The sequence below is a fragment of the Actinoallomurus purpureus genome, from assembly GCF_024055795.1.
GTDB classification, from domain to species: domain Bacteria; phylum Actinomycetota; class Actinomycetes; order Streptosporangiales; family Streptosporangiaceae; genus Actinoallomurus; species Actinoallomurus purpureus.
This window is the reverse complement of record NZ_JAMXMY010000003.1, coordinates 56,423-81,082: the sequence shown is the minus strand read 5'-3', so window position 1 is coordinate 81,082 and position 24,660 is coordinate 56,423. Positions and strand designations below refer to the sequence as shown.

The window sequence follows — 24,660 nt, the reverse complement described above, 5'->3', positions numbered from 1 at the left end:
AGTAGGTCACCAGCCGAAGGCCCGGCTGAACCAGTCCTTCACGTTGTTCCACGCATTGGTGAAGAACTTCACGATCTCGTTGAGCTTCTCGACGACCTTGTCCAGGAAGCCCTTGACCTTGTCCCAAATTCCCTTGAGGAAGACCGCGGCGTGACAGAACGCCGCCAGCATCCCTTGCCTCTGTTCGGTGGTCTTCCCCTTCTTCCGGTCCTTCAGCTTCTGACCGAGGTCCTTCTGGGACTGCGTGTACTTGTCGATGTTTTCTTTGGTCTGATCGTCGACGTGCTTATCGAACTCATCGTCACTTATCTCCCTTTTCGACAGCTTGTCTGCCAGGGTCGATACATTCGTCTGGTTCTGCTCGACTCGGACCCGTTCTCCCTGGTCGGCCGCCGAGAAATCCGACTTGACGTCACTGGGGAGGTGACTATAGTCCGGCTGGCCGTTGGAACCGTAAGACTGGCCATCGATCCCCATCCAGCTCGGGAACTCGAAGTCCGGAATTTCGTGAGTCGTGTCGCCGGAGCCGATGGCCGCCAGCTGCAACGTGCTGTGTGCCACGATGCTGTCGACCATCGCGTCGAATACCTGGTCCGTGATCTGGGGGGTCTGTGTGGTTGTCATGATGCTCTCCCTTTCCGTCGTCCTGGGGGTGGCTAGAACCCGTGCCCCGAAAGGCACACTTCCCAGGCGCACCCCAACGTCACCGCCAGTACTCGGCTTTGTAATCCCAAAATCAGCACGCTTGGCGCAAAGATTCCACCTGCCCGAGCCTCGCATACCGCGAAACGAAATACATGTCCCGCCATCTCGACATTGCACGCGCGAGAGGGGGCTGTTATTTTCGCGGCATGGACTACAGTAAATTGTCTCCCGAATTGGCGATAATCGTCGATGAGCACAGTGAGGGCGGCGATGAGGCGCTCACCGCCTACGCCGCAGAAGACGAACCATCACAGTTGGTGGGGGTGTCACGACCGGACAGGCCGACCCGGGTGATATTCACGCTGGAATGCGTTCCGGACGCCGACCTCAGCGGCCTGGCGCAACACGGCATTGAAATCAACGAGACAGAGGGACGGGTGCGAACCGGCATCGCCGAGATCACCGAGCTTCCCCGACTGGCCGCCCACCCTGGCGTCATCCGTATCAGCTCCGCCCAGCCTCACAACGCCTTCATGGATGTGGCTCCAGGCAAAGTGGGCCTGCCGGCGTTCAAGAAGCGGACCGGGCTCACCGGCAAGGGAGTGATCGTCGGCGTCATCGACTCCGGGATCGATCCAAAGCATCCGGCCTTTGCCGGACGAATTCTGAAGATCTGGGACCAGACGGCAAAGCACGAAGAGGGATTCGCCTACGACTCCGTACGCCGGAAGCCGACCGGCTATGACTACGGCGTCGAGTACGTGAAGCCGCACTTCGGTGACGTCGGCGACAGCACCGGGCACGGCACGCACGTCGCCGGCATCGCCGCGGCCGCCGACCAGAAGTACCCCGGCGTGGCTCCGGGCGCCGACCTCGTCGTTGTGAAGGTGAATCCCGCGCAACTGGACACCCACCTCAAGAACGGGATCGACTACGTCTTCGCCCTCGCTAAGACCCTGAAGCGGCCGGCCGTGGTGAACATCAGCCTCGGCACGCACGCCGACCCGCACGACGGGACCGGTGCGCTATGCCAGGCGATCGACGAAGCGGCCGGGCCGGGCAAGATCATCTGCTGCGCGGCCGGCAACCAGGCACTGGACGACATTCACGCTCAGGCCAGAGTGGGCAAGAACACCCCCGAGAGCATCAAGTTCACGCAGAGCCCTTCCGGGCTGGGCACGTGGTCATGGCTCAACGGCTGGTATTCAGGCGCTGACGAGATCGAGATCGAGATCATCTGCCCGGACGGCGGCAGCACCGGCTACCAGCCGATCCTGCCCAACGGCCCCACCGGCAAGCCGCACAAGAACTATCTGCTGAGCGACAGATGGAAGGTCCGGATCGCGACACCGGGCCCCGACCCGGCGAACAAGGACCACCAGTTCCGCGTCCAGTTTCTCGGGCTCGAGGCCGGCAAGCCCTGGACCATGCGACTGCGTGCCAAGAAGGCCGGCGACACCAGCGTTCAGGTGGACGTATGGTGCTCCGAGGACCTGGAGTTCGACGCGGACCACGCGCAGGAGACGATGACCGTCGCCGCTCCCGGCTGTGCGACGTCGGCCATCACCGTCGGGGCGTACACCACCAAGAACCGATGGCGGGACATCAAGAACAAGAACCAGACCATCAAGGGCCTCGACCTCGACGAAGTCGTCGCCACCAGCAGCAAGGGACCGCGCAGGGACGACGTCCGTAAGCCCGACCTGGTGGCGCCAGGCGTGGTGATCGTCTCGAGCCGCTCGGCCGGCTCGTCCGCCAAATCCGGCTACCTGGTCGACGACCGGCACGTGGTGCAGTACGGCACCAGCATGGCGAGCCCCTTCGTCGCGGGCGTGATCGCGCTGCTGCTCTCGCAGGATCCGACGCTCGACGCCGAAAAGGCGCGCAAGAAGCTCAAATACACCAAGAACAAGACCTACAACGTCGACTCCTGGGGCGCCGGCCTGATCGCACTGCCCGAATAAGGCGTCGTCTCACCACACCGGCGCCGCCGGCCTCCTCTCCGGCGGCCGGCGGCGCCATGACCGCTGGGGACGGTGAGTCGTCCCCAGCGAGGCGGAGTGTCGTGGTTCCCTATGATTCTTCGGCGCCGCCGTCGGCGAGGTGTGCGCGCGGCGGTCGTACGCCTCGGGTGGGGCAGCGACGACGATGATCTTCCCGCACACGTCTTAGATCATCCGGCACATATCATTCGGAGACCATGACCGAACCGTTCGAGCCGCCACGCCTGGTCTGGCCGACGACGACCGTACGCGAGTCGTTCCTGGCCGGTGAACGAGCCGACTGCTTGGCGGAAGGAACATCCACCGAGTGGCTCGACACGGCCGACGACGACTTCGATGCCTTCGTCAGCCAGCGACGCGGTGTACATGTCCGATGGAGTGTCCCGTGCACCACGTTCTGGTACATCTCGGGCAGGCACTATCTCGGCACGCTCATCATTCGACATGATCTGACGCCGGAACTCGTCGAGGCGGGCGGCCATGTCGGCTATCACATCGTCGTGCCGTGGCGTCGGCAGGGTCACGCGACGAGGATGCTCGCGGCCGGACTGGTGGAGTGCAGGAGACTCGGTCTCAACCGAGTCCTCCTCACCTGCGCCCATGACAACGAGGCATCACGCCGGGTGATCCTCGCCAACGGCGGAGTACCCGATCGACCGGTCCGCCGGGAAGATCGCTTCTGGATCGCTCTCAACGGCCGTCCAGACCCCGACTGACCCATCGCGGCTACAGGACCGCCTCTGATCCATGCTGCAGGGGGCAGGCCGTCGGGCGGGGCCGTGCCCGCGGGCTGGTCCGGAGTCGGGAACCTCAAAATCGGTATCGTCGTCGGTGTGACCGACTCCCCTGAGCCCGCGAAATCCCGGTACCTGGTCGTCCACGACTACGGAATGGGCGGACTCTGGTGGTGGATCCGGGCGTCGTCACCAGAGCAGATCGTGGACACCTTCGCCGAGGTCGAGGTGGTCAGCGACCCGGAGGCCGTGGCGCGGGCCGAGACGTGGTCCCTCGACGAGATCGACATCGACGACGTGTCTCTCGACCCGGCCCTCGCCTCGCTGCGAACCAAACGAGACGGCTACCGGGATCGGCCCGGCTACGGCGCCTTGGCCGGCCGGGATCGCGTCTACATCGACATGCCGGACGAAGATGACGAGGACACCAGATACCTCTTGGAGATCGGGTCCGACGGACGATGGCTCCGTCAGGTCACCCTCACCGGCGACGGCCCCGGCGTCAGGACCGACTCCGAAGACTGGCCGATCAACTCGCCCCTCGACCTCTACGACCCCCAGTACGCCGCCATGGAGATCGAGACCGCTGCCTTCGAGAACGCGTGGAGTCGAGCCTTCCCCGACCCGGAAGACCCGCGTTAGCCGACTTCGCCGACCCGGCCACCTTTCGAAATGTTCCTGGACGCAAACGCGACGAGGCCCCGCGCCGTAGGGCGGGGCCTCACGCGTCGAGCCGAAGTCAGACTTGCCGCTTCTCCGCCACGGCGACCTCGACGCACATTCCTCCGGTGTCGTTGCTTCGGTAGGCCTTGCGCCACTCCAGGTAACTCATGGTCCCCATGGCTCCTCGGGTTGAGTGGACGTTCAGGCTTGCCGCTTCTCGGCTACGGCCACCTCGACGCAGTTACTTCCCGTGTCGTTGCTGAGACGGGACTTGCGCCACTCCAGGTTGCTCACGTTCTCCAGAGCTCCTCGACTGTTCGGGATCGACAAGTGTCAGGCTTGGCGCTTCTCCGTCACGGCGACCTCGACGCAGTTGCCTCCCGTGTCGTCGCTGCGGCGAGACTTGCGCCACTCCAGGTTGCTCACGTTCTCCAGAGCTCCTCGACTGTTCGGCGGATCAGGTCTCTCGACATGTCCGCGGGCAGGGCTTCGGTCCGGATCGATTCCCACGATGACACCACCGTAGCGAGATCCTCCAGTCGCGTGGAGACCGCTCCGCCGAATGCGTTTCCCGCGTGCGCGGCCTCGCTCCCATCCTCGAGCGTGGCGATGACGAACGGGCCACGCACACCGCGGTGGGCTTGACTGGGCACGATTTGAACGCTGATGTTCTCACGCTCGCTCAGCTGTATGAGGTTCTGTAGCTGCTCGTACATCACTTTCGTGCCTCCGACGTTGCGGCGAAGCGCGCTTTCGTCGAGGACACAGTAGAGGGCAGGTGGAGGCGGGCTTTCTCGCGTGAGAATGTCCTGCCGCCTGATGCGCGCCTCCACCGCCGCCTCATCTCCACCCAGAAGCGCGCGAGCGTAGTCGGGCGTCTGGAGTAGGCCGTAGATCAGTTCGACCTCGAAAGCGCGGAGTTGGATGGCCGTCTCCTCGGACGGCAGGAAGTCGACGAACCAGGCCGGATACGCGGGGGCGCCCTTGCGCCAGTCGAGGGTGCGGGACAGGGTGCCGCCGGTGTTGAGTGCTTCGTCGGCGTCCTTGGCGAACTCGACGGTCGCGGGGGCCTGGCCGGTCTCGATGGAGCTGATCAGAGACTCTGAGCAGAAGATCTTCGCTGCGAGCTGAGCCTGGGTCAAGGCGGCCTCCTTCCGGTAGTGGCGTAGTTCGCGGCCCCATATGGCTTGTGGGAGGTAGTACTGGTTCATTCGAGTTATCTCCTTTGCCCGAATTCAGGGCCACTTCAGCTCGAGATCAGAGATCGTCGCGCCGACTCCAACCCTGTGAATGGCGACTGGAACGCTTCCTCAGCATAAACGGAAAGCGTCACCATGGATGGGTCAATCTCGTCAACTCGAAAGGGCGATCATGGAGGCGGCAAAGGGCGAGGAAGAGGTCCACGAGTTGTGTCGGCGTCTCTCATTGGCCTGCGGCGAGGCGGGTCTCACGGCGGAAGAGATCGCCCCTACGCGGATCCGGGTCGGCTTCCCGGGGGCGGGCATGCTCGCCGAGATCATCCGGTGCATGCCGGACGCGTCGGAGCGTTTGAACTGGTGGTGGTCCTGGGGCGATCCCATCTGCCCCGCCGAGGAGATCGACAAGGCGGTCGCGATGATCGTCCACGTCGTCCGGCCGGCCTGATGGCCGACCACTCGACCCCGGACGCCATCGCACGGCTCAGGCGCTCTGTCGACGAGTTCTACGCCGCCCTGCATGCGTCACCGTACGGCGGCGTGTCACACATCGCCGAGTTGGCACGGCTCAAGGTAATGATCGAAAAGTATCCCGACGAGGCGCGCCGAATGGTCGATGCCAGGGGCCGCGAAAAAGCGGATGAATGAGTCCGGCGATTCAATCCGACCAGAGGCGTGCGCGCTCTCAGAACCGCTGACTGCGCGGGCAAGCGAATAGGCCCGACGCCGTGCTCTGCCCGCGCCGACACCGAGAAGGACGCCGCCGCCGGTGAGGTGGTACCCGACAGCGGCGGCTTCTCCTCCGAACAGCAGGCCATACGCATCGAGGACGAAGGTGCCCGACGGACCCCTTGCCGCCCGCTCCGCCGAGCCGAGGACTCGGAGCGGGCGAGCCTGATGGCCGAGAGCCAGGGCGAGGCCTGATCATCCAGAGTGTTGGCACTCCCAACGCCTAAGAACCTCGATGATCAGGCGGTGCACCGGTCGGGCACGGACGTGCCGGCCGTCGGCGAGCAGGTGTCGGGCGGTGGCACCACCCTGCTACCCGGTGGCGCCGGTGACCAGGACAATGCAAGTTGGGCCGGAGCCACGAAGGATCCTCGAGGTGGCGGCTGGCTCGCTGCTGCGCCACGGCTACCGGGGTGGATCGACGAGGGAATCGGCTACCTGCACTGGCAGGCCCGGCAGCAGGCCGGGAGAACGGTGCACGCCTGATCGATGAGCGGCGGAGGCCGGTCGAGCCGGCTCAGGGGAAAATGTCGTGCGTGCAGCGGAGCGCGCCTCTACCCTGCCGGGCGTGACCCTCCGAATAGAGCGACCAGGTGACCAAGAAGCCCTTCGGGACCTTCATCGGCGCGCGTTCGGCGATCACGGGAAGGCGGTTACCGCGCTGGTGGACGCGCTGCGGGCGGCCGGTGGACCGGACGAGCGGCTCTCGCTCGTCGCGGAGCACTCAGGCCAGGTAGTCGGGCACGTGATGTTCACTCGCAGCCTGCTCGACGCTCCGCGGCGGCTGGTCGATGTTCAGGTGCTGAGCCCACTGGCCGTGCGGCCCGACCGTCAGGGGCGGGGCATCGGCTCCGCGCTGGTCCGGCACGGCCTAAAGATCATGGCCGAACGGTCCGTCCCCGTCGTGTTCCTGGAGGGTCCGCCCGGTTACTACGCCCGCTTCGGGTTCACCGGCGGTGGCGCGCAGGGGTTCCGCAAGCCGTCCCTGCGGATTCCCGACGCGGCCTTCCAGGCCGTCCGACTGCCGGCGTATGAGCCCTGGATGACGGGGACGCTGGTCTACTCGGAGCCGTTCTGGCGGCACGACGCCGTCGGCCTGCGGAACCCTGACTCGTAGAGGGAGGCGGTGGGTGGCCGCCGGTGGTGTGCCCTGATGGCACCGATCAGTCGGTGGAGTGGAGTCGGCGACTCGTCCACCCGCACAGGTGCCTCCGCTCAGGGTCCGACGCCGGTGACCGCCAAAGTCGAGCCGGTGCGGGTCTTGTGGACGCGGAGCTGGGCGGGGATGCGGGTGCGGAGCTCGGCGACGTGGCTGACGATGCCGACCGCGCGGCCGCCGTCGCGCAGGCCGTCCAGGACGTCCATCACCTCGTCGAGGGTCTCCTCGTCGAGCGTGCCGAACCCCTCGTCGACGAAGAGTGTGCCGATCTCCGCGCCGCCCGCCTCGGCGGTGACCACGTCGGCCAGGCCGAGTGCGAGGGCGAGCGAGGCGATGAAGGTCTCCCCGCCGGACAGGGTGGCCGGATCGCGCCGCTGGCCGGTCCAGGTGTCGATGACGCGCAGGCCGAGACCGCCGGTGCCGTGGCGGCCCTTCTCCCCCGCCGCCCGCTCGACGGTGTGCTCGAGGATGTAGCGGGCCGCGGACATGCGGGCCAGCCGCTCGTTGGCGGCGGCGACGACCTGCTCCAGCCGGGCGGCCAGGACGTACGCCGACAGCCGCATCCGCTTGGTGTTCACCGCCGGGTCGCCGGAGGCGAGGGCGGCGAGCCGGGACACGAGCTCGTGGTGCTCGGCGACGGGACGCCAGGCGGCGGCGTGCTCGCGCAGCTCGGCCGCGAGCGCGGTGAGGCGGTCGCGGTGGTGCCGGGCGCGGTCGCGGGCCGAGGAGACGGCCTGGTGGGTCTGGTCGGCGTCGGCGAGCTCGGCCTCGAGGGCGTCGAGGTCGGGCGGCGGCTCGGCGGCGGCCGCGGTCAGGTCGGCGTCGTTCAGCAGGGCCGCGACTCCGGCCTCCTCGTCGTCGTACGCCTTCGCCCGCCGCGTCAGCTCCTCGCGCGTGGCGTCGTCGAGGGTGGCGGAGCGTACGGCGTCGACCGAGGGGAACCCCTCGGCCTCGGCCGTGTCGGCGGCCTCCCGCCGTGCGGCGTCGGCGTCGTCGGTGGCCGCGCGGAGCTGCTCGATCGCCGTGGCGGTGTCGCGGAGCAGGTCGGCCTCGTCGTCGAGGCGCCGGATCCGGGCCTCCAGCGTCGGGTCGTCGCCGCGGGCCTCGTCGAGGCCGGTTCGCAGGCGGAGGGACTCGGCGGTCAGGGCGACGCGGCGCGCGCGGTTCTCCGCGAGCGCGGTCACGACCTCGTCCTGCCGGTCGCGGGCCTCCTCGTAGTCGGCGTCGACCTGCCGGAGGTCCTCTTCGAGCCGCTCGACGTCGGCCTCGGCGGCCGTTAGGCCGGCCAGCTCTTCCTGTGCGGCGGCGAGGGCGGTGCGCAGCTCGTCGACGGCCTCGTCACCTGCGTCCCTGGCCGCCGCCGCCTGCTCGGCCCGCAGCTCGGCGAGGCGGGTGGCGATCCGCTCACGGTGCTCGCGGGCCCGCTCGTACGCGCCCTCGGCGGCCGACTCGGCGTCGTCGTCCGGGATGTGCCCGCCGGAGGTCGCGGGGGCCGGGTGCTCGGTGGATCCGCAGACCCCGCAGGGCTCGCCGGGCCGCAGCTCCCGCGCGAGCCGGGCGGCCATGCCCTCCAGCCGCGCCTGCCGGATCTCCTGGAAGGCGTCACGCGCCGCCTGGGCGGCGTCGGTGGCGGCTCGGTGCTCCTCCTCGGCCTCCGTGAGCGCGGCCTCCAGTGCGTCGCGCCGCAGGGCGGCCTCCAGACGACGCGCGGCGGCGTCGACGGCGGCCTCGGCCACCGGCCGGGTGGCGAGACGGGCGCGTGCGCCCTCCAACGCGGTCGTCAGGGTCTCGCGATAACGCGGAGAGTCGGTGAGGAAGAGGGTCAGCTCGGCCTCGCGCGCGTCGAGGTCGCGGCCCTTCGACTCCGCCTCCTTCAGCTCGCGGCCGATCACGGCGAGGCGGTGCTCGTCGCCGCGCCGCTGTTCGAGGACCGCGACCTCTTCGCGGCGGGACCGCTCCTCCTTGCGCATGACCTCGGCGTCGGCGGTGTCGGGGACCAGGCGGATGACGGCGTCCCGCTGCCGTGCGACCACGGCGTCGGCCTGGTCGCGGCGGGCGGCGCGGGCCTCGGCGGCGTGCAGCAGCGGGAGGACGCGGCGGGCCCGCTCGGCGGTGCGCAGGGCGTCGGCCAGCGTGGCCCGTTCGCCGGCCCGCTCGGCCAGCGCCGCGGCCCGGGCCTGGGCGTCGGCGCGGCGTGCGCGCCGGTCGGCGACGGCGCGGCCGTGCTCGGCGGCGGCCCGTGCCGCCGACAGGACGCTCGCGGCGGCGGCCACCCGGTCCTCGGTGGCCGCGCGGACGTCCTCCATGTGGACCGACAGCTCGACCGCCCACGCCGCGAGCGCGTCGGGGTCGAGGTCGGGGCGCTCGGCGCCGGCCGCCTCTGCGGCGCGGTCGGCGATGGACCCGGCCGCCGCGCGGAGGGCGTCGGCCTCGCGCCCGGTCTCCCGGCGCCGCTCGCCGAGCCACTTCTCGACCTGCGTGAAGGCCTCGGTGGCGAAGAGCCGTTCGAGCACTCCACGCCGTTTCTCGGCGTCGGCGCGCAGGAACGCCGCGAAGTCGCCCTGCGGCAGCAGCACCACCTGGCAGAACTGCTCCGCGGACATGCCGAGCAGATCGCCGATCTTCAGGCCGGCGTCGTCGAACCGGGTCGACCAGGTCTCCCACTCCCCGGCGCGCCACTCCTGGAGCAGGACCTTGGCCTTCTCCTCCGTCGTGCCCGTGCCGCGCAGCTTCGGGCGGTCCCACCGGGGTGAACGGGTGATCCGGAACCGCCGCCCGCGGATCGTCACCTCCAGGACGACCTCGGGAGAGCGGTCGGGCGGCGCGTGGTGGCTGCGGAGGTTCCTGGCGTCGTTGCGGACGCTCGGCACCCGGCCGTACAGCGCGAAGCAGACCGCGTCGAGCACGCTGGTCTTCCCGGCGCCGGTGGGACCGTTGATGAGGAACAGGCCGGCGTCCGACAGCGTGTCGACGTCGATGCGCTCGGTGCCGGGGAACGGACCGAACGCGGTGATCGTCAGGTGGTGGAGCCTCACCGGACCGCCTCCTCGCGGGCTCGCACCGGACCGTCGTCGTGGCGTCTCACCGGGCCGCCTCCTCGCGCCGCTGGTGCTCGAACGCCTCGTCCAGCAGCGCGCGCTCGGCCTCGTCCGGAGGCGTGCCGCGCACCTCCGCGACGAAGTCGCAGGCGATCTCGGTGTCGGAGCGGCCCTGAATCCGCTCCGCCCAGGACCGGCCGCCGGTGTCGACCGTGTCCTCCGGCTCGAAGGCCAGGGCGAGCACGTGCGGGAAACGCCGCCGCAGCCGGTCCATCGCGCCTGCGGGACGCTCGGTGTCGGTGAGCGTGATCTGCAGCCAGTAGTCCTCGTACGCGGCCCACTGCTCGCCGGTGAGCAGGTCGTCGATGCGTCCGGGGATGCGCTTGATCCGGCGGGGCACCGGCGCCTCGACGAACTCGGCGTGGACGGTGGCGCCGAGGTCGACCAGCCAGCTGCCCTTGACGTGCTCGTCCTCGGAGAAGGAGTAGGCCAGCGGGGAGCCGGAGTAGCGCACGGTGTCGGACAGGCGCTGCGAACGGTGCAGGTGGCCGAGGGCGGCGTAGTCGACCCCTTCGAACACGCCCATCGGGACGTTCGCCACCCCGCCGATCGCGATGTCGCGCTCGCTGTCGCTCGCCTCTCCCCCGGTGACGAACGCGTGCGCCAGGACCACCGACCGGCCGCCCCGCCCCGCGAGGTCGGCGCGGATCCGGCGCATCGCCTCGGTCAGCGCCGCCGTGTGCCCGCGCTCGGTCAGCTCCCACCGGCCGCGTACGACCTCGGGCTCCAGATAGGGGATGCCGTAGATCGCGGTGCCGTCGTCGAGGAGCACCGGCCGGCCCACCGTCTCCGGGTCGGTGCGCAGGTGCGCGCCGGCGGCGTCCATCAGGTCCGCGCCGAACCCGAGCCGCCGCGCGGAGTCGTGGTTGCCGCTGATCACGACGACCCGGACCTTCTCCGCCGTCAGCCGCCGCAGCGCCTCGCCGCACAGATGGACCGCGTCCACCGGCGGCAGCGCCCGGTCGTACAGGTCGCCGGACACCAGCACGCAGTCGACCCGCTCGGACCGGACGGTCTCGACGAGGTGGTCGACGAACGCCGCCTGCGCGACGAGCATGTCCTCGCGGTGGAAGAACCGCCCGAGGTGCCAGTCGGAGGTGTGCAGGAGCCGGGGCATGCCCGGCAAGCTAACAGGCCCCGCCGACAACATGCGGCTCACACACCGCACTACGTCCCATTAGTGAGATTAATCCTCTAGAGACGAAGGACCCCCGGCGAGTGTGCTCGCCGGGGGCAGGTCAGCCGCGGGACAGTGCCCGCTCAGGCCGCCTTGCTCAGGTCGGACTTGGCGAGCAGCCGCGCCCGCTCCTCCGGGGTGGCGAGCCGCTCCCACCGCTCCAGGTCGGCCACGAGTCGGTGGGACCCGACGACGCGGCGGTTGACGATTCGGTGGACGACTCGACGGATTTCAGGCATGACGGTATCCACTGACAGATCTCTGCTTGGTTGAAGGGATGCCTCTATCATCGCACGTCACACCCGTTTTAATCGCCACCGGGGGCGCGTGTCGCGCGGCCGTCGACGAGGTGGTCAGCGCGCGCTGGGGGTGACCAGCCCGGTCTCGTAGGCGACCATCACGAGCTGGGCGCGGTCGCGGGCGCCGAGCTTGGCGAGCAGGTTCCCCACGTGCGTCTTCACCGTCGCCGGGCTGAGGTGCAGATGGGCCGCGATCTCCCCGTTGGACAGGCCGCGGGCGATCAGGACGAGCACCTCGCGCTCCCGCTCGGTCAGGCCTTCCAGCTCGCGGGCGGGCTGCCGGGCGGGCACCGGCCGCCGGGCGAACTCCGCGATGAGCCGTCGCGTCACCGCCGGAGCGAGCAGCGCCTCGCCGGAGGCGATGACGCGGATCCCCGCGAGCAGGTCCGCGGGAGGGGTGTTCTTCAGCAGGAACCCGCTGGCCCCCGCGCGCAGCGCCGAGTGGACGTACTCGTCCAGGTCGAACGTCGTGAGGATGAGCACCCGGACGCCGGGCGGGCCGTCCGGACCGCAGATGCGCCGGGTCGCCTCGATGCCGTCCATCTCCGGCATGCGGACGTCCATCAGCACCACGTCCGGCCGCTCACGACACGCGAACTCGACGGCCTCCGCCCCGGTGCCCGCCTCACCGACCGTGACCAGATCGGCGGCGGTGTCGACGAGGACGCGGAAGCTGCCGCGCAGCAGGGCCTGGTCGTCGGCGACCAGGACGCGGACGGGGTCGGTCACGGATCCTCCGAGGCGTGGCGGGGCAGGCGGGCCGACACTTCGAACCCGCCCTCGGGACGCGGCCCGGCCGTCAGCGTGCCGCCGTACATGTGGGCGCGTTCCCGCATCCCGATGATGCCGTGACCGGGCGACCCCGGGAGCACGCGGTCGCCCGGACCGTCGTCGGTCACGCGGATCCGCACCTCTTTCGCGTCGCCCTCCACCATGACCCGGCAGTGCGCGGGAGCCGCGTGGCGGACGACGTTGGTCACCGCCTCCTGCACGATCCGGTACACCGAGCGGCCCATCCCCTCGGGCAACCCGTCCACGCCGTGAACGGTCAGGTCGACGCGGACACCGGCCGTCGCGGCGCGTTCGCGGAGTTCGGGAAGCCCGGCGAGGTCGGGCGCCGGCCGCAGGTCGGGGGACGTGTCGTCGGAGCGGAGCATGCCGAGCATGTGGCGCATCTCGACCAGCGCGTCGCGGCTCGTCGTCTCGATGACGCGCAGGGCGTCGGACACCTCTCCGTCGGGACCCGCGTCCCCGGTGGTACGGGACCGCAGGACGTACCCGGCGACACCGGCCTTGACCCCGATCAGGCTGAGGGTGTGCGACACGACGTCGTGGAGTTCCCGCGCGATCCGCAGGCGCTCCTCGGTCACGGCGCGGTCGGCGAGCTGCTCGGCCGCCCGCGCGGCGTACGCGCGGCGTTCGCGCACGGCCCGGCCGATCGTCCACGCCCCGCCCAGCACCGGCGGGCCGATGAGGAACAGGTCAACGGTCCCGGCGCCGTCTCGGGGCCCGGCCATCGTCCCCATGAGCACGCCGAACGCGCTGATCCCCGCGATGACGAGGGTGGGCTCCCTGGGGTGGCGACGCTCGGTCAGCGCGACCATGTACAACGCGAACGCCGGAAGGAACAGGGCGTTCCATCCGATCCCGAGGAACATCGCCGTCACGGACGCCGCGAGCACGAGCCCGAAGACGGGCAGCGGCCACAGGCGTCGTACGGCGACCGGCAGCCCGACGGTCCCGACGAGCAGGCAGGTCGCCCACACCGGCAGCTCCACCGGCCGGGCCATGGCGATGCCGAGCAGGACCAGCGTCGCTCCGGCGGCGGCCACGGCGTCGAGGGCGATCAGACGGCCGCGGCTCAGTCGCCGCGGGAAGACCGGCGGTGGATCGGGGTCGCGCACGGCCCGAACCGTACCGGCCCGCGCCCGTACCCGCCTCCGACCGGAGTCCCTCATCCCCTGGTCGGATCGGGCCGCCCTCCGGGACCTGTCGTACGCGCGCGGGCGGAGGCCACGATTCGGCCGCCGCTCCGAAGCGCCGGCGGCCCGCCGTACGGCAGCGTCGAGACCGTGATCGAAGTGAACGAACTGACCAAGCGGTACGGCGACGCCCTCGCCGTCGACCGGCTGTCCTTCCAGGTCGAACCGAGGTGCGTGACCGGCTTCCTCGGCCCGAACGGCGCGGGCAAGTCCACCACGATGCGCGTCCTGCTGGGACTGTCCGCCCCCACGGCCGGCACCGCCCTCGTGAACGGCCGCCGCTATGGCGACCTGCGGTTTCCGATGCGGGAGGTCGGGGCGCTGCTCGACGCGGGCGCCGCGCACGGCGGGCGGACCGCGTTCGACCATCTGCGCTGCCTGGCGCGCACGAACCGGATCGGGACCGCGCGGGTCGCGGCCGTGCTGGAACAGGTCGGTCTCGCGGGCGTCGGCCGTAAGCGGATCGGCGGCTTCTCCCTCGGCATGCGGCAACGGCTGGGCATCGCGGCGGCGCTCCTCGGCGATCCCGGCGTGCTGATGTTCGACGAGCCGGTCAATGGGCTCGACCCGGAGGGCGTCCGCTGGATCCGCGAGCTGATGCGCTCGCTGGCCGCCGAGGGACGCACGGTGCTGATCTCCAGCCATCTGATGAGCGAGATGCAGCTCACCGCCGATCGCCTCGTCGTCATCGGGCGCGGGCGACTGATCGCGGACACGACGGTGCGGGAGCTCGCCGAGCGTTTCCAGCGCGGCGTTCTCGTGCGCACCGGCCGCACACCCGAACTGGCCCGCGCGCTCGAGGCCGCCGGGGCGTCCGTCGTCGTCGAGGCCGACGGCGCCTTGGCCGTGAAGGGGCTGGACCCCGTCCGGATCGGCGAGCTGGCCGCCCGGCACGCCATCCCCGTCCACGAGGTCACCCCGCGCAGCGCCTCACTCGAAGAGGCGTACATGGCGCTGACCGCCGACAGCGTCGAGTACGGAGCAGCACGATGACCGACACGCTCGCGGCCGAGTGGCTCAAACTCCGTACCGCCCGGTCGACCTGGTACTGCCTCGGAGGGGTGGCCCTGATCGTCGGTCTCATGGCCCTCCTGGCGTGGTACTCGGCGGGGGCCTGGGACGGCCTGCCGCCCGCGCGGCGGGCGGCCTTCGCGCTGACCCCGCTGCCCGACCTGGCGTGCTGGGTGGCCAACCTCGTCATGGGGGTGCTCGGCGTGCTGGCGATCACCTCCGAGTACTCCACGGGGATGCTCCGGGCGACCCTCATGGTGGTGCCCCGGCGGCGTACGGTCCTCGCCGCGAAGGCGGGCGTCGTCGGCGCCGTCGCGCTCGTCACCGGGGAGGCCGCCGGGTTCGCGACGCTCGCGGCCGGCCGGCTGATCATCGGCGACCGGCCCATCCAGGGGCAGGAGACGCACGTCGGCAGGATCGTGACGATGGGGGTGCTCGTGATGGTGTTCGCACTCATCGGGCTGGGTGTCGGCACGCTGCTGCGCTCCACCGCCGGGGCCATCGTGGTCGTGGCCGGGCTGTGGCACATCGTGCCGGTGCTCCTTCAGCTCCTCCCGGAGCCGTGGCACGACCGGATCGGTTCGCTGATGCCGGGGGCCCTCGTCGACGAGATCGCCGGGACCGGCGGACAGCATACGATCTACGGGACGGGCCTGCCTCCGGCGGCCGCGGTCATGGTGATGGCCGCGTACATCGCCGTCCCCCTCGGTGCGGCCGGGATCGCGCTGGCCCGGCGGGACGTGCCGTGACGGAGGCCACGGTGGACAAGGGGCGACTGGATGGAGAAGATACCAAGCAAGCACTCGGTCAAAGCTCCTCCCGCCTCCGGAGGTACGGCATGCGTGAACACGATCGGCTCTACATCGGCGGCGAGTGGGTCGCGCCCGCCGGCACCGGCACCATCGACGTCGTCTCCCCCCATACCGAAGAGGTGATCGGCCGGGTCCCCGAGGCGACGCCCGAGGACATGGACCGGGCCGTCGCGGCGGCGCGGGAGGCCTTCGACCACGGGCCGTGGCCGCGCATGGCGCCCGCCGAGCGCGCCGCCGTCGTCGCCCGGCTGACCGAGCTGTACGCCGAACGCCTCGGCGACCTGTCGGAGCTGATCACCGCCGAGATGGGCTCCCCCATCACGTTCTCCCAGCTCGGCCAGACGGGGCAGGCCCACGCGGTGTACGCCCATTTCGCCGAGTTCGGCAAGGACTTCGCGTGGGAGGAGGAGCGCGCGGGCATGTTCGGCCCGGTCACGGTGCGCCGCGAGCCGGTCGGCGTCGTCGCCGCGATCGTGCCGTGGAACGTCCCGCAGTTCATCATCGCGCTCAAGCTCGCCCCGGCGCTGATCGCCGGCTGCACCGTCGTGATCAAGCCGGCGCCCGAGACGCCGCTCGACGGGTACGTCCTCGCCGAGCTGCTGAACGAGGCCGGCGTGCCCAGGGGCGTGGTCAGCATCGTCGCCGCCGGGCGGGAGGCCGGAGAGCACCTCGTGCGCCACCCGGACATCGACAAGGTCGCCTTCACCGGGTCGACCGCGGCCGGGCGGCGGATCGGCGCGATCTGCGGCGAGCAGCTGAAGCGCTGCACGCTCGAACTCGGCGGCAAGTCTGCGGCCATCATCCTCGACGACGCCGACCTCGCCGCGACGATGGGCTGGCTCAAGATGGCGTCACTGATGAACAACGGCCAGGCGTGCGTCGCCCAGACCCGGATCCTCGCCTCCCGCGACCGCTACGACGAGGTCGTGGACGCGCTCGCCGAGACCGTACGCGGCATGAAGGTCGGCGACCCGGCCGACCCGGCCACCGAGATCGGCCCACTCGTCGCCAAGCGCCAGCAGGAACGCGTCGAGGGCTACGTTCGGATCGGCCAGGAGGAGGGCGCCAAGGTCGCGCTCGGCGGTTCCGGCCGGCCGTACGACCGCGGCTGGTACGTCACGCCCACCGTCTTCGCCGACGTCACGAACGACATGCGGATCGCGCGCGAGGAGATCTTCGGCCCCGTCCTGGCGGTGATCCCGTACGAGGACGAGGCGGACGCGGTGCGGATCGCCAACGACAGCGAGTACGGCCTGGCGGGGACGGTCTGGACGGCCGACAACGACCGCGGCCTGGAGATCGCCCGCCAGGTCCGCACCGGCACGTACGGGGTCAACATGTACATGATCGAGTCCTCGTCGCCGTTCGGCGGCTACAAGTCCAGCGGCGTCGGCCGCGAGCTCGGCCCGGAGGGCCTGGCCGCCTACCTGGAGTACAAGTCGATCGCCCGCATGGTCTGACGCGCGGAAGCCGTTGCCCTCGTCCGGCGCTGGACGAGGGCCGCACGGCGTTTCATCGCGACGGCCCCCGGCGCGGATTCACCCGCAGGCCCGCGAACCCGTACGATCCCGCTCATGACGATTCGGTGGGGAATTCTCGGGACCGGCGGCATCGCGCGGACGTTCACCGAGGATCTGCTCCTGCTCGGCCACAAGGTGGCGGCGGTCGGCTCCCGCGCGCCGCACACCGCTCAGGCGTTCGCCGACCGCTACGGCATCGACGGTGCGTACGGGTCGTACGCCGAGCTCGCGGCCGACGACCGGGTCGACGTCGTGTACGTCGCGACGCCGCACAGCGGCCACTACGACGCGGCCCGCGTCTGCCTGGAGGCCGGGCGCGGCGTGCTGGTGGAGAAGCCGTTCACCACCAGCGCGGCGGACGCGGAGAAGCTCGTCGCCCTCGCGCGCGACCGCGGCCTGTTCGCCATGGAGGCGATGTGGACGCGGTTCAACCCGATCGTCACCCGACTGCGCGAACTGGTGGCCGAGGGTGCGATCGGCGAGGTGAAGGCGGTGTACGCCGACTTCTCCTTCGCCGCGGAGTACGACCCGGAGCACCGGCTCTGGGCGCCCGAGCTGGCCGGCGGGGCCCTGCTCGACCTGGGCGTCTACCCGGTGTCCTTCGCCTGGATGCTGCTCGGCGAGCCGGACGGCGTGCAGGCGGTCACGACGAGCGCGCCGACCGGCGTCGACGCCAACACCGGCATCCTGCTCGGCTACGCATCCGGCGCGGTGGCGCTGCTGCACTGCGGCCTGCTGGCCGACTCACCCCAGACCGCGACGGTCGTCGGCACGACCGGGCGCATCGAGGTCGCGGCGCCGGCGTGGCGGCCGTCCGCCATGACCCTGCACCGGACCGGCGCGGAGCCGGAGGCGTTCACCGCCGACCTGCCCGGCCACGGCTTCACCTACCAGGCCGAGGCGGTCGCCCGCTGCCTCGAAGCCGGTCTGACCGAGTCACCCGCCATGCCCCTCGACGAGACCGTCGCCATCGCCCGCACCCTCGACCAGATCGCCGCCCGCCTCACGCCCGCGACCTGACGCATTGACGTGCTGAAATGAGACCGTTCAGCACTCCTCGCTGAAGGCCGGTGAAGCTCCTCACGATCGCCCGTGTCGCGGGCGATCGTGAGGACCGGTCACGCGACCAGGCGCAGCCAGGCCGCCGCGAGTGCGGTGTGGCCGGCCGGCGTCGGGTGTACGCCGTCCGCAGCCCAGTACTCCGGCCCGGTCGTCGCGGCGAGCTCGGCGAACATGCCGTCAGCGGCGAGCAGGTGCGCGCCGTACTCGCGGGCGAGCTCGCGCACGACCTGGATCTTCGGGTCCAGGTCGGCGCGCCACTTCTTCTGGTCCTCAAGGTCGAGGTGCGCGTCGCCGACCTCGAGACCGCCGCGAATCGGCAGGAGGAACGGCTCGATGAGGATCAGGTCGGCGCCGGTCTCGGCGAGGGGCGCGAGCAGGCGGTCGTAACCTGCCGCGTAGTCCTCCGCGGGGATCACGTAGCCGTCCGGGTCGTACGTGTGCCAGCCGACGTCATTGACGCCGACGAGGACCGACACCACGTCCGGGCGCGCGTCGAGCACGTCCGCCTGCCATCGGGCTTCGAGGTCCATCACCTTGTTGCCCGCGATCCCGGAGTTCAGCCAGGTCACGGCCCGGTCCGGGTGCCGGAGTCCCCACTCGCCCGCGATGCGCAGCGGGTAGCCGAACCCGAGGCCCTGTTCGCTCTCCAGCCGTTGGCAGTCGGTGATCGAATCGCCGGTGAACATCACGGTGCTTCCCGGTCGGAGGGTGATCGTCATGTGCGCTCCTGGAACTCGGTTGAGGAAAGGAAATTCCACATCGATTACGTGGTGTCTGCTTCAGAGCGCCGGACTACCGAACCAGTGGGCGGCGGCCCGCTCGAACGCTTCACGGTCAGGGTCGCGATCGCCTGCCCAGGCGACTATGCCGTCAGGTCGGACGAGCACGGCACCGAATCCGAGGTCGTTTCTGGCCGGCCCGGCGACATACCGGATCCGGCTCTCCCAGCCCATCGCCGAACCGTGCAGGCATCGGTCGATGCTGAGATCGAGCGCGACGCCTCGTCCATCCTGCATCAGGTCGCCGAGGCGAGTGCCGTCCTCAAGACGAAGGTCCGGGGCGTTGCGGCCGACCAGCGGCTGCTCGCTGCCAAGGTCGTAGCGGATCGACGATCCCGACACCTTGTCGAACACGTAGGTCGTTCCGTCGCGGGTCCCGATCAGGTCGCGAATCACTCCTTGGATCGCCTGGGCATGCGGGTCCGGCCTCATGGCCGCCACCTGGGCGCGCGACCAGTCGAGCACCCATGCGCCGAACGGATGGCGCTCGCGGGTGTAGGTGTCGAGAAGCCCGTCCGGCGCGTACCCGTGCACGGTCGCCGCGAGCTTCCATCCCAGGTTCATGGCGTCGCCGATGCCGAGGTTGAGTCCCTGCCCTCCGAGGGGAGAGTGGATGTGAGCGGCGTCGCCCGCGAGCAGGACGCGTCCCTGCCGGTAGGTCGTCGTCTGCATCGCCCGATCGGTGAAGCTGGAGGCGAGATGGACGTCGCTCAGTGTCACGTCGGTGCCGGATACACGGCGCAGAACCGCCTGGAGATGTTCGCGAGTCGGCGGCTGCGAGCGATCGTACGCGCCGCCGTCGAAGTCCATCATGCCGACGTGCCCTTTCAGGGGCGTCTGGAGGTACATGCCGGTCGGCGTCGGATTGAACCCAGGGCGCAGCTTCTCGGGATCGGCGATGGTGGCGTGCATGGTGTAGCCGGTGAACTGCGGCTCGGTGCCGACGAACTCGAAGCCCGCGAGCCCGCGCACCGCGCTGCGTCCGCCATCGCAGCCGACGAGCCAGCGCGCCGCGTACTCGTGCTCGCCGGCGTGCGCGACCACGCTCGCATCGTTCTGCGCGATTGCTGAGACCGTGACGCCGCGCCTGACCTCCACGCCGAGTTTGGATGCCCGCTCGGACAGCACCGTCTCGACCGCTTCGAGGCTTGTCAACACGCCCTCCAGGGCCGGGCCGGCAAGCCGGAACGGCAGGGCGGCGACGTCGACCTTGGCCGGATCGAGCACCATGCCGGCGAAGTGGCCCGCGCTGCGAGGGGGTGGCGGCTCGTCCGCGTCGGGGTTCGCGCCGGGATCGTCGCCCACGCCCGACGCCGTCAGCAGCGGGTGCAGCATCCCGCGGCGGTAGAACGCCTCGACCGACGCGGCGGACAGGCCCCGCATGCCGAGCGGGTTCGCCTTCCACGGGGAGCGGGGCTCCGGCTCCCGCTCGAGCACCAGGACAGAGCAGCCCGCGAGGCCAAGCTCGCAGGCGAGGAACAGACCGACCGGGCCGGCGCCCACGATCACTACGTCATGCACGAGAACTCCCTTTCCGAAGCCTCTTCTCTGAGGCACGCAAAGACTGACGCGGGCCGCTCACACGGGGCGCACACGGCGCTGACACGGGGCGCACACGGCGCTGACACGGGTCTGACGCTCTCGTCCTGCGACGCCCTGATTTGGGGGCCCGAGGGGGTGCGCGCGAAGATCGGGGGATGGACGGGGATGGGCGGCTTCGCGTCACGCTGCTCGGTGCCTTTCAGGTGTCTCGCGGTGACGCCGACCTGGCCGTTCCGGGTGCGCGGTTGCGGGGTCTGGTCGTACGGCTGGCGCTCGCCGGCGGGCGCGCGGTCGAGCAGAGCGCCCTGGTCGACGCGATCTGGGCCGAGGACCCGCCGGCCGGCCCTGCCCACGCTCTGCAGGCCCTCGTCTCGCGGCTGCGCCGGACCCTCGGCTCGGCCGGCGACGTCTCCCAGGTCGCGGGCGGCTACCGGCTGGCCGTGGACGCGGCCGACGTGGACGCGCTGCGGTTCGAGCAACTGGCCGCCGCCGGCCGTGACCGGCTGCGCGCCGGCGACCCGAACGCCGCGGCGGCGCTGCTCGGCGAGGCCGTGGCGCTGTGGGGCGACCGTCCCGGCGCCGAGCCCACGGTCGTCGCCGCGGTCGCGCCCGCCGCCGCGACCCGGCTGGCCCACGCCTCGGTCGAGGCCGTCGCCGACCTCGCCGACGCCGAGCTGTCCCTGGGCCGTGCCGACGCGGCCGCCGCCCGCCTGGCCGCCCTGCTCGCCGAGCAGCCGGTCCACGAGCGGGCGGCCGCGCTGCTCATGGACGCGCTCGCCGCCCAGGGGCGCCAGGCCGAAGCCCTGGCCCTGTACGAGCGGGTCCGCGAAACCCTGGCCGACGTCCTCGGCACCGGCCCGGGCACCGCCCTGCAAGAGCGCCACCTGCGCCTGCTGCGCGCCGAGCGGCCCGCCCCGGCCGCCGACGCCGCGCGGACCAGGCCGAGTAACCTGCCCGCGCCGCTGACCAGCTTCATCGGGCGCGACGACGACCTCGCCCGGATCGACACGCTGCTCGCCGCCGGGCGCCTGGTCGCCGTGCTCGGTCCCGGCGGCGCCGGCAAGACGCGCCTCGCCGTCGAGGCCGCCCGCCGCCACCGCCACGAGTACCGCGACGGCGCCTGGATGATCGACCTGGCCTCGGTCACCGAGCCGGCCAAGGTCGGCGCGGCCGTGCTCGCCGGGATCGGGCTGCGCGGCTCGGCGCTGTTCGAGGCTTCGGCCAAGCTGCGCGGCGAGCTGGTCTGCGAGCTGGACGTGCTGGCCGACCAGTTCGGCGGCCGGGAGAGCCTGCTCGTGGTGGACAACTGCGAGCACCTTATCGACGCCGTGGCGCACCTGATCTCGGCGCTGCTGTCCCGCTGCTCCGGGCTGCGGGTGCTGGCCACCAGCCGCGAACCCCTCGCGGTCGACGGCGAGGCCCTGGTCCCGCTCGGCCCGCTCACCCTGCCCGAGCCGGACGACGGCGTCGAGCAGGCCCGCCGTACGGCGTCGGTGCGCCTGTTCACCGAGCGGGCGGCGGCCGTGCGGCCCGGGTTCGACGTCGACGAGCACAACCTCGGCGAGGTGCTGCGCATCGTCCGCGGCCTGGACGGCATGCCGCTCGCGCTCGAGCTGGCCGCGGCCCGCCTGCGTACGCTCTCGCTGGCCGACCTGGCCGCCGGCCTGTCCGACCGGTTCCGCCTGCTCACCACCGGCAGCCGGACCGCCTTCCCGCGGCACCGCACGCTGCGGGCGGTCATCGCGTGGAGCTGGGACCTGCTCGGCGCGGACGCGCGTACGGTCGCGGAGCGGATCTCGGTCCTGCCCGGCGGCGTCACGCCGGCCTCGGCCACCGCGGTCTGTGCCGGCACCGCGGTGCCGGCCGCCGAGATCCCGGAGCTGCTCGCGGGCCTGGTCGACCGGTCGTTGCTGCAGCTCGCGCCGGACACCGGCCGGTACCGGATGCTGGAGACGATCCGCGAGTACGGCCTGGAGAGCCTGGCCGGGCAGGGCACCCTGACCGGCGTGCGGGACCTGGCCGCCCGTTACCTCACCAAGCTGGTCGCCCGCTACGACCTGCTGCTGCGCGGCCCCGAGCAGCTCGACGCACTCCACGTGCTGCGCGCCGAGTACGACAACGTGCTCGCCGCCCTGCGCCACCTCTGTGACACCGGCGACGCCGTCGGCGCGATCGGGCTCGCGGTAAACCTGACCTGGTACTGGCAGATGCTCGGCCGGCACCCCGACGCGGCCTACTGGCTCGGCGAGGCGGTCGCGTTGCCGGTCGAGCGGCCGAGTGTGGAGCGCGACATCGCCGAGGGGGTGCTGCTGCTCAACACCATCGCCGCCCAGAGCGCGCCGGACGACGACTCGATCAAGGAGCTGCGGGCGCTCACCGACCGGCTGCTGAGCCATCCGGAGTTGCCGGGCGTCGGCGGCGCGCTGACCGCGGTCAGGCTGGCCTCCCTGACCGAGGCGTCGCCGACGATCATCCAGCGGCTGGTCGACGGGCCGGACGTGTGGCTGGCCGGGCTGGCCCGCATGTTCCGGGCCCAGTTCGCCGAGAACGAGGGCCGCCTCGACCAGGTCCGCAGCGACGTGACCGCCGCCCTGGAATGCTTCGCCCGGGCGGGCGACCGCTGGGGCCTGGCCACGACGCTGCCGCTGCGCGCGCTGCTGCGGCAGTACGACGGCGATCTCGACGGCGCGCTGGCCGACCTGAACGAGGCCAAACGGCTGGCCCGCGAGTTCGGGTCGCTCAGCCTCAGCGACGAGATCTTCATCGACCTGCGCTGGATCGACCTGGACGTGCGGCTCGACGAGACCGCGCGGGCGACCGAGATGATCGCCGCGACCCGGGAGCGCGTGCTGCGCTCGGCGTCGCCCGAGATGGCGATTCTGCTCGACGCGCTGGAGGCCGGCCTGTGGGTGCGGGCCGGTGACCTGGACCGGGCGCGCGAGCTGGTCGAGTCGGCCGAGGCCGGGCTGTCCGAGCAGCTCCCGTTCGGCGGCGACCACGGGCAGGTGCTGATCGGCAGGGCGCGGGGAGCGCTCTGTCTCGAGCTCGGCGACGGGCCGGGCGCCGAGGAGGCGCTGAGCGGGGCGTACGCGGCGGCGGTCGACAGCAGGGACATGCCGATCCTGGCGACGGTGGCGGTGACCGTGGCCGGCCTCGCCGCGCTGTACGGGCGGTACCGTGACGTGGCCGTCCTGCTCGGCGCCGCCTCACGGCTGCGCGGCGCTCACGACCGCACCGATCGGCAGGTTCGCGAGCTCACCCGCCGAGGGCGGGCCGCGCTGGGCGAGGAAGCCTTCGCCGCGGCGTACGCCGAAGGCTGGGAGCTGGACCGGAAGACGGCCGTGACCGAAGTCGACCCGGCCCGGCTGCGCCGGGAACTCAGGACGGCTCACCCAGATCCCGGCTGATTCCACGGGCTCGCCCCACACTCGACTACATGTCGGTACCGGTTCCGAACGCCTGGCGGATGGCGTGTTCGGGGCGGTGAACGGTGGTGCCGCTGTCGATGACGACGGTCTGGCCGGTGATGCAGCGGGCCTCGTCGGAGGCGAGGAAGGCGACCAGGGCCGCGACGTCCGCGGGTTCGGCGGCGTGGGGCAGGACACGCTCGGCGGCCTTCTCCGCGAGGCGTTCGGGCGTCATCACGGCGCGGGCGACGTCGGTCAGGACGAGGCCGGGGGCGACGGCGTTGCAGCGGACGCCGCGCGCGCCGTACATGGTCGCGACGTAGCGGGTGAGCGAGGTCAGGGCGGCCTTGGCGGAGCCGTACGCCGCGTGGTCGGTGTCGCCGAGCAGGCCCGACACCGACGACGTGTTGACGATCGCGCCGCCGTCGCGCATCACGGGCACGGCGTACTTGCAGCCCAGCATCGCGCCGCGCAGGCTCACCGCGAGGGTGCGGTCCCAGACCTCGACGTCCATGGTGGTGAGGTCGAGGTCACGGCCGTAGACCTCGCGGCCGAGGGCGGCGGCGTTGTTGTGCAGCACGTCGAGGCGCCCGAACTCCCGTACGGTGTCGGCCACCATCCGGCGTACGGCCTCCTCGTCGCTCACGTCGGCGGCCAGGGCGAGGGCCGTCGCGCCCGCCTTTTCCAGGATCTCCGCCGTCTCTCGGGCGGTGTCGTACCGGATGTCGGCGACCGCCACCCGCGCGCCCTCGGCCGCCAGGCGCACCGCGACGGCGCGGCCGATGCCCGAGCCGCCGCCCGTGATCAGCGCCACCCGGCCGGTGAACCTCTCCCCCGGCACG

26 protein-coding genes are annotated in these 24,660 nt (G+C 71.2%); 13 read left to right on the top strand and 13 right to left on the bottom strand.

What is annotated here, in order from left to right:
• Positions 1 to 6: 6 nt before the first annotated feature.
• Positions 7 to 624 carry a hypothetical protein gene (locus tag NE236_RS08210; protein ID WP_252841247.1) on the bottom strand — a complete coding sequence of 206 codons (618 nt, stop codon included), beginning with the start codon at positions 622 to 624 and terminating at the stop codon, positions 7 to 9.
• Positions 625 to 851: 227 nt separating this feature from the next.
• Between NE236_RS08210 and NE236_RS08205 the strand changes: the two genes are divergently transcribed.
• The 3 genes from NE236_RS08205 (at position 852) to NE236_RS08195 (ending at position 4,024) form a co-directional block, all read left to right on the top strand.
• Complete coding sequence (locus NE236_RS08205; RefSeq protein ID WP_252841246.1) at positions 852 to 2,609, top strand: S8 family serine peptidase; 1,758 nt, start codon at positions 852 to 854, stop codon at positions 2,607 to 2,609.
• A 236-nt stretch (positions 2,610 to 2,845) separates the two neighbouring features.
• Entirely contained in the window at positions 2,846 to 3,364 is a 519-nt protein-coding gene (locus NE236_RS08200; RefSeq protein ID WP_252841245.1) for a GNAT family N-acetyltransferase, read from the top strand.
• A gap of 117 nt (positions 3,365 to 3,481) precedes the next feature.
• Complete coding sequence (locus NE236_RS08195; RefSeq protein WP_252841244.1) at positions 3,482 to 4,024, top strand: hypothetical protein; 543 nt, start codon at positions 3,482 to 3,484, stop codon at positions 4,022 to 4,024.
• Between the two features lie 97 nt (positions 4,025 to 4,121).
• Here NE236_RS08195 and NE236_RS08190 read toward each other — a convergent pair whose 3' ends face one another.
• From NE236_RS08190 to NE236_RS08175, 4 genes are read right to left on the bottom strand one after another with little or no spacing between them, the layout of a single operon-like run.
• Positions 4,122 to 4,214: a DUF397 domain-containing protein gene (locus NE236_RS08190; RefSeq protein ID WP_252841243.1), complete on the bottom strand. Its 93-nt coding sequence runs from the start codon at positions 4,212 to 4,214 to the stop codon at positions 4,122 to 4,124.
• Positions 4,215 to 4,246: 32 nt separating this feature from the next.
• The gene (locus NE236_RS08185; protein ID WP_252841242.1) at positions 4,247 to 4,339 is read right to left on the bottom strand and encodes a DUF397 domain-containing protein; all 93 of its coding nucleotides are present in this window, start codon (positions 4,337 to 4,339) and stop codon (positions 4,247 to 4,249) included.
• A gap of 39 nt (positions 4,340 to 4,378) precedes the next feature.
• Positions 4,379 to 4,471 carry a DUF397 domain-containing protein gene (locus NE236_RS08180; protein ID WP_252841241.1) on the bottom strand — a complete coding sequence of 31 codons (93 nt, stop codon included), beginning with the start codon at positions 4,469 to 4,471 and terminating at the stop codon, positions 4,379 to 4,381.
• On the bottom strand, positions 4,468 to 5,256 hold the full coding sequence (locus NE236_RS08175; RefSeq protein ID WP_252841240.1) for a DUF5753 domain-containing protein: 789 nt from the start codon (positions 5,254 to 5,256) through the stop codon (positions 4,468 to 4,470). Before NE236_RS08175 ends, NE236_RS08180 begins: the two co-directional genes overlap by 4 nt.
• Positions 5,257 to 5,416: 160 nt before the next feature.
• Here NE236_RS08175 and NE236_RS08170 point away from each other — a divergent pair, with 160 nt between their 5' ends.
• The 5 genes from NE236_RS08170 (at position 5,417) to NE236_RS08150 (ending at position 7,087) form a co-directional block, all read left to right on the top strand.
• Positions 5,417 to 5,689 carry a hypothetical protein gene (locus NE236_RS08170; RefSeq protein ID WP_252841239.1) on the top strand — a complete coding sequence of 91 codons (273 nt, stop codon included), beginning with the start codon at positions 5,417 to 5,419 and terminating at the stop codon, positions 5,687 to 5,689.
• Positions 5,689 to 5,889, top strand: coding sequence for a hypothetical protein (locus NE236_RS08165; RefSeq protein ID WP_252841238.1), 201 nt, complete (start codon positions 5,689 to 5,691; stop codon positions 5,887 to 5,889). Before NE236_RS08170 ends, NE236_RS08165 begins: the two co-directional genes overlap by 1 nt.
• 27 nt (positions 5,890 to 5,916) lie before the next feature.
• On the top strand, positions 5,917 to 6,165 hold the full coding sequence (locus NE236_RS08160) for a hypothetical protein (protein WP_252841237.1): 249 nt from the start codon (positions 5,917 to 5,919) through the stop codon (positions 6,163 to 6,165).
• Positions 6,166 to 6,177: 12 nt separating this feature from the next.
• On the top strand, positions 6,178 to 6,456 hold the full coding sequence (locus NE236_RS08155) for a hypothetical protein (RefSeq protein WP_252841236.1): 279 nt from the start codon (positions 6,178 to 6,180) through the stop codon (positions 6,454 to 6,456).
• An 82-nt stretch (positions 6,457 to 6,538) separates the two neighbouring features.
• Positions 6,539 to 7,087: a GNAT family N-acetyltransferase gene (locus tag NE236_RS08150; protein ID WP_252841235.1), complete on the top strand. Its 549-nt coding sequence runs from the start codon at positions 6,539 to 6,541 to the stop codon at positions 7,085 to 7,087.
• Positions 7,088 to 7,185: 98 nt separating this feature from the next.
• Here NE236_RS08150 and NE236_RS08145 read toward each other — a convergent pair whose 3' ends face one another.
• The 5 genes from NE236_RS08145 to NE236_RS08125 form a co-directional block, all read right to left on the bottom strand.
• On the bottom strand, positions 7,186 to 10,164 hold the full coding sequence (locus NE236_RS08145) for an AAA family ATPase (RefSeq protein WP_252841234.1): 2,979 nt from the start codon (positions 10,162 to 10,164) through the stop codon (positions 7,186 to 7,188).
• A gap of 46 nt (positions 10,165 to 10,210) precedes the next feature.
• Complete coding sequence (locus NE236_RS08140; RefSeq protein WP_252841233.1) at positions 10,211 to 11,344, bottom strand: exonuclease SbcCD subunit D; 1,134 nt, start codon at positions 11,342 to 11,344, stop codon at positions 10,211 to 10,213.
• A gap of 143 nt (positions 11,345 to 11,487) precedes the next feature.
• Positions 11,488 to 11,643, bottom strand: coding sequence for a hypothetical protein (locus NE236_RS08135; RefSeq protein ID WP_252841232.1), 156 nt, complete (start codon positions 11,641 to 11,643; stop codon positions 11,488 to 11,490).
• A 114-nt stretch (positions 11,644 to 11,757) separates the two neighbouring features.
• A complete protein-coding gene (locus NE236_RS08130; RefSeq protein WP_252841231.1) occupies positions 11,758 to 12,432 on the bottom strand; it encodes a response regulator in 675 nt (224 codons plus the stop codon).
• A complete protein-coding gene (locus NE236_RS08125) occupies positions 12,429 to 13,607 on the bottom strand; it encodes a sensor histidine kinase (RefSeq protein ID WP_252841230.1) in 1,179 nt (392 codons plus the stop codon). The genes NE236_RS08130 and NE236_RS08125 overlap by 4 nt, the downstream gene beginning before the upstream one ends.
• Before the next feature lie 168 nt (positions 13,608 to 13,775).
• Here NE236_RS08125 and NE236_RS08120 point away from each other — a divergent pair, with 168 nt between their 5' ends.
• From NE236_RS08120 to NE236_RS08105, 4 genes are all read left to right on the top strand, one after another.
• Complete coding sequence (locus NE236_RS08120) at positions 13,776 to 14,678, top strand: ATP-binding cassette domain-containing protein (protein WP_252841229.1); 903 nt, start codon at positions 13,776 to 13,778, stop codon at positions 14,676 to 14,678.
• Positions 14,675 to 15,445 (top strand): ABC transporter permease, encoded by a 771-nt coding sequence (locus NE236_RS08115; protein ID WP_252841228.1) that lies wholly within the window; start codon positions 14,675 to 14,677, stop codon positions 15,443 to 15,445. The genes NE236_RS08120 and NE236_RS08115 overlap by 4 nt, the downstream gene beginning before the upstream one ends.
• Before the next feature lie 89 nt (positions 15,446 to 15,534).
• On the top strand, positions 15,535 to 16,968 hold the full coding sequence (locus tag NE236_RS08110) for an aldehyde dehydrogenase (RefSeq protein ID WP_252841227.1): 1,434 nt from the start codon (positions 15,535 to 15,537) through the stop codon (positions 16,966 to 16,968).
• A 114-nt stretch (positions 16,969 to 17,082) separates the two neighbouring features.
• The gene (locus NE236_RS08105; RefSeq protein ID WP_252841226.1) at positions 17,083 to 18,048 is read left to right on the top strand and encodes a Gfo/Idh/MocA family protein; all 966 of its coding nucleotides are present in this window, start codon (positions 17,083 to 17,085) and stop codon (positions 18,046 to 18,048) included.
• Between the two features lie 98 nt (positions 18,049 to 18,146).
• Here NE236_RS08105 and NE236_RS08100 read toward each other — a convergent pair whose 3' ends face one another.
• Positions 18,147 to 18,809, bottom strand: a complete 663-nt coding sequence (locus tag NE236_RS08100) for an SGNH/GDSL hydrolase family protein (protein ID WP_252841225.1) — start codon at positions 18,807 to 18,809, stop codon at positions 18,147 to 18,149.
• Positions 18,810 to 18,869: 60 nt separating this feature from the next.
• Entirely contained in the window at positions 18,870 to 20,372 is a 1,503-nt protein-coding gene (locus NE236_RS08095) for an FAD-dependent monooxygenase (protein ID WP_252841557.1), read from the bottom strand.
• 194 nt (positions 20,373 to 20,566) lie between these two features.
• Here NE236_RS08095 and NE236_RS08090 point away from each other — a divergent pair, with 194 nt between their 5' ends.
• Positions 20,567 to 23,818, top strand: a complete 3,252-nt coding sequence (locus NE236_RS08090) for an ATP-binding protein (protein ID WP_252841224.1) — start codon at positions 20,567 to 20,569, stop codon at positions 23,816 to 23,818.
• A gap of 25 nt (positions 23,819 to 23,843) precedes the next feature.
• Here NE236_RS08090 and NE236_RS08085 read toward each other — a convergent pair whose 3' ends face one another.
• Positions 23,844 to 24,659, bottom strand: a complete 816-nt coding sequence (locus NE236_RS08085) for an SDR family NAD(P)-dependent oxidoreductase (protein ID WP_252841223.1) — start codon at positions 24,657 to 24,659, stop codon at positions 23,844 to 23,846.
• Between the last annotated feature and the right edge of the window lies 1 nt (position 24,660).

Bases quoted from the DNA above. Each gene is read 5' to 3' on its own strand.
- NE236_RS08140 (WP_252841233.1), bottom strand. From the start codon at position 11,344: ATGCCCCGGCTCCTGCACACCTCCGACTGGCACCTCGGGCGGTTCTTC.
- NE236_RS08165 (WP_252841238.1), top strand. From the start codon at position 5,689: ATGGCCGACCACTCGACCCCGGACGCCATCGCACGGCTCAGGCGCTCT.
- NE236_RS08205 (WP_252841246.1), top strand. From the start codon at position 852: ATGGACTACAGTAAATTGTCTCCCGAATTGGCGATAATCGTCGATGAG.
- NE236_RS08210 (WP_252841247.1), bottom strand. From the start codon at position 624: ATGACAACCACACAGACCCCCCAGATCACGGACCAGGTATTCGACGCG.
- NE236_RS08175 (WP_252841240.1), bottom strand. From the start codon at position 5,256: ATGAACCAGTACTACCTCCCACAAGCCATATGGGGCCGCGAACTACGC.
- NE236_RS08135 (WP_252841232.1), bottom strand. From the start codon at position 11,643: ATGCCTGAAATCCGTCGAGTCGTCCACCGAATCGTCAACCGCCGCGTC.
- NE236_RS08105 (WP_252841226.1), top strand. From the start codon at position 17,083: ATGACGATTCGGTGGGGAATTCTCGGGACCGGCGGCATCGCGCGGACG.
- NE236_RS08200 (WP_252841245.1), top strand. From the start codon at position 2,846: ATGACCGAACCGTTCGAGCCGCCACGCCTGGTCTGGCCGACGACGACC.
- NE236_RS08100 (WP_252841225.1), bottom strand. From the start codon at position 18,809: ATGACGATCACCCTCCGACCGGGAAGCACCGTGATGTTCACCGGCGAT.
- NE236_RS08090 (WP_252841224.1), top strand. From the start codon at position 20,567: ATGGACGGGGATGGGCGGCTTCGCGTCACGCTGCTCGGTGCCTTTCAG.
- NE236_RS08170 (WP_252841239.1), top strand. From the start codon at position 5,417: ATGGAGGCGGCAAAGGGCGAGGAAGAGGTCCACGAGTTGTGTCGGCGT.
- NE236_RS08115 (WP_252841228.1), top strand. From the start codon at position 14,675: ATGACCGACACGCTCGCGGCCGAGTGGCTCAAACTCCGTACCGCCCGG.
- NE236_RS08110 (WP_252841227.1), top strand. From the start codon at position 15,535: ATGCGTGAACACGATCGGCTCTACATCGGCGGCGAGTGGGTCGCGCCC.
- NE236_RS08190 (WP_252841243.1), bottom strand. From the start codon at position 4,214: ATGAGTTACCTGGAGTGGCGCAAGGCCTACCGAAGCAACGACACCGGA.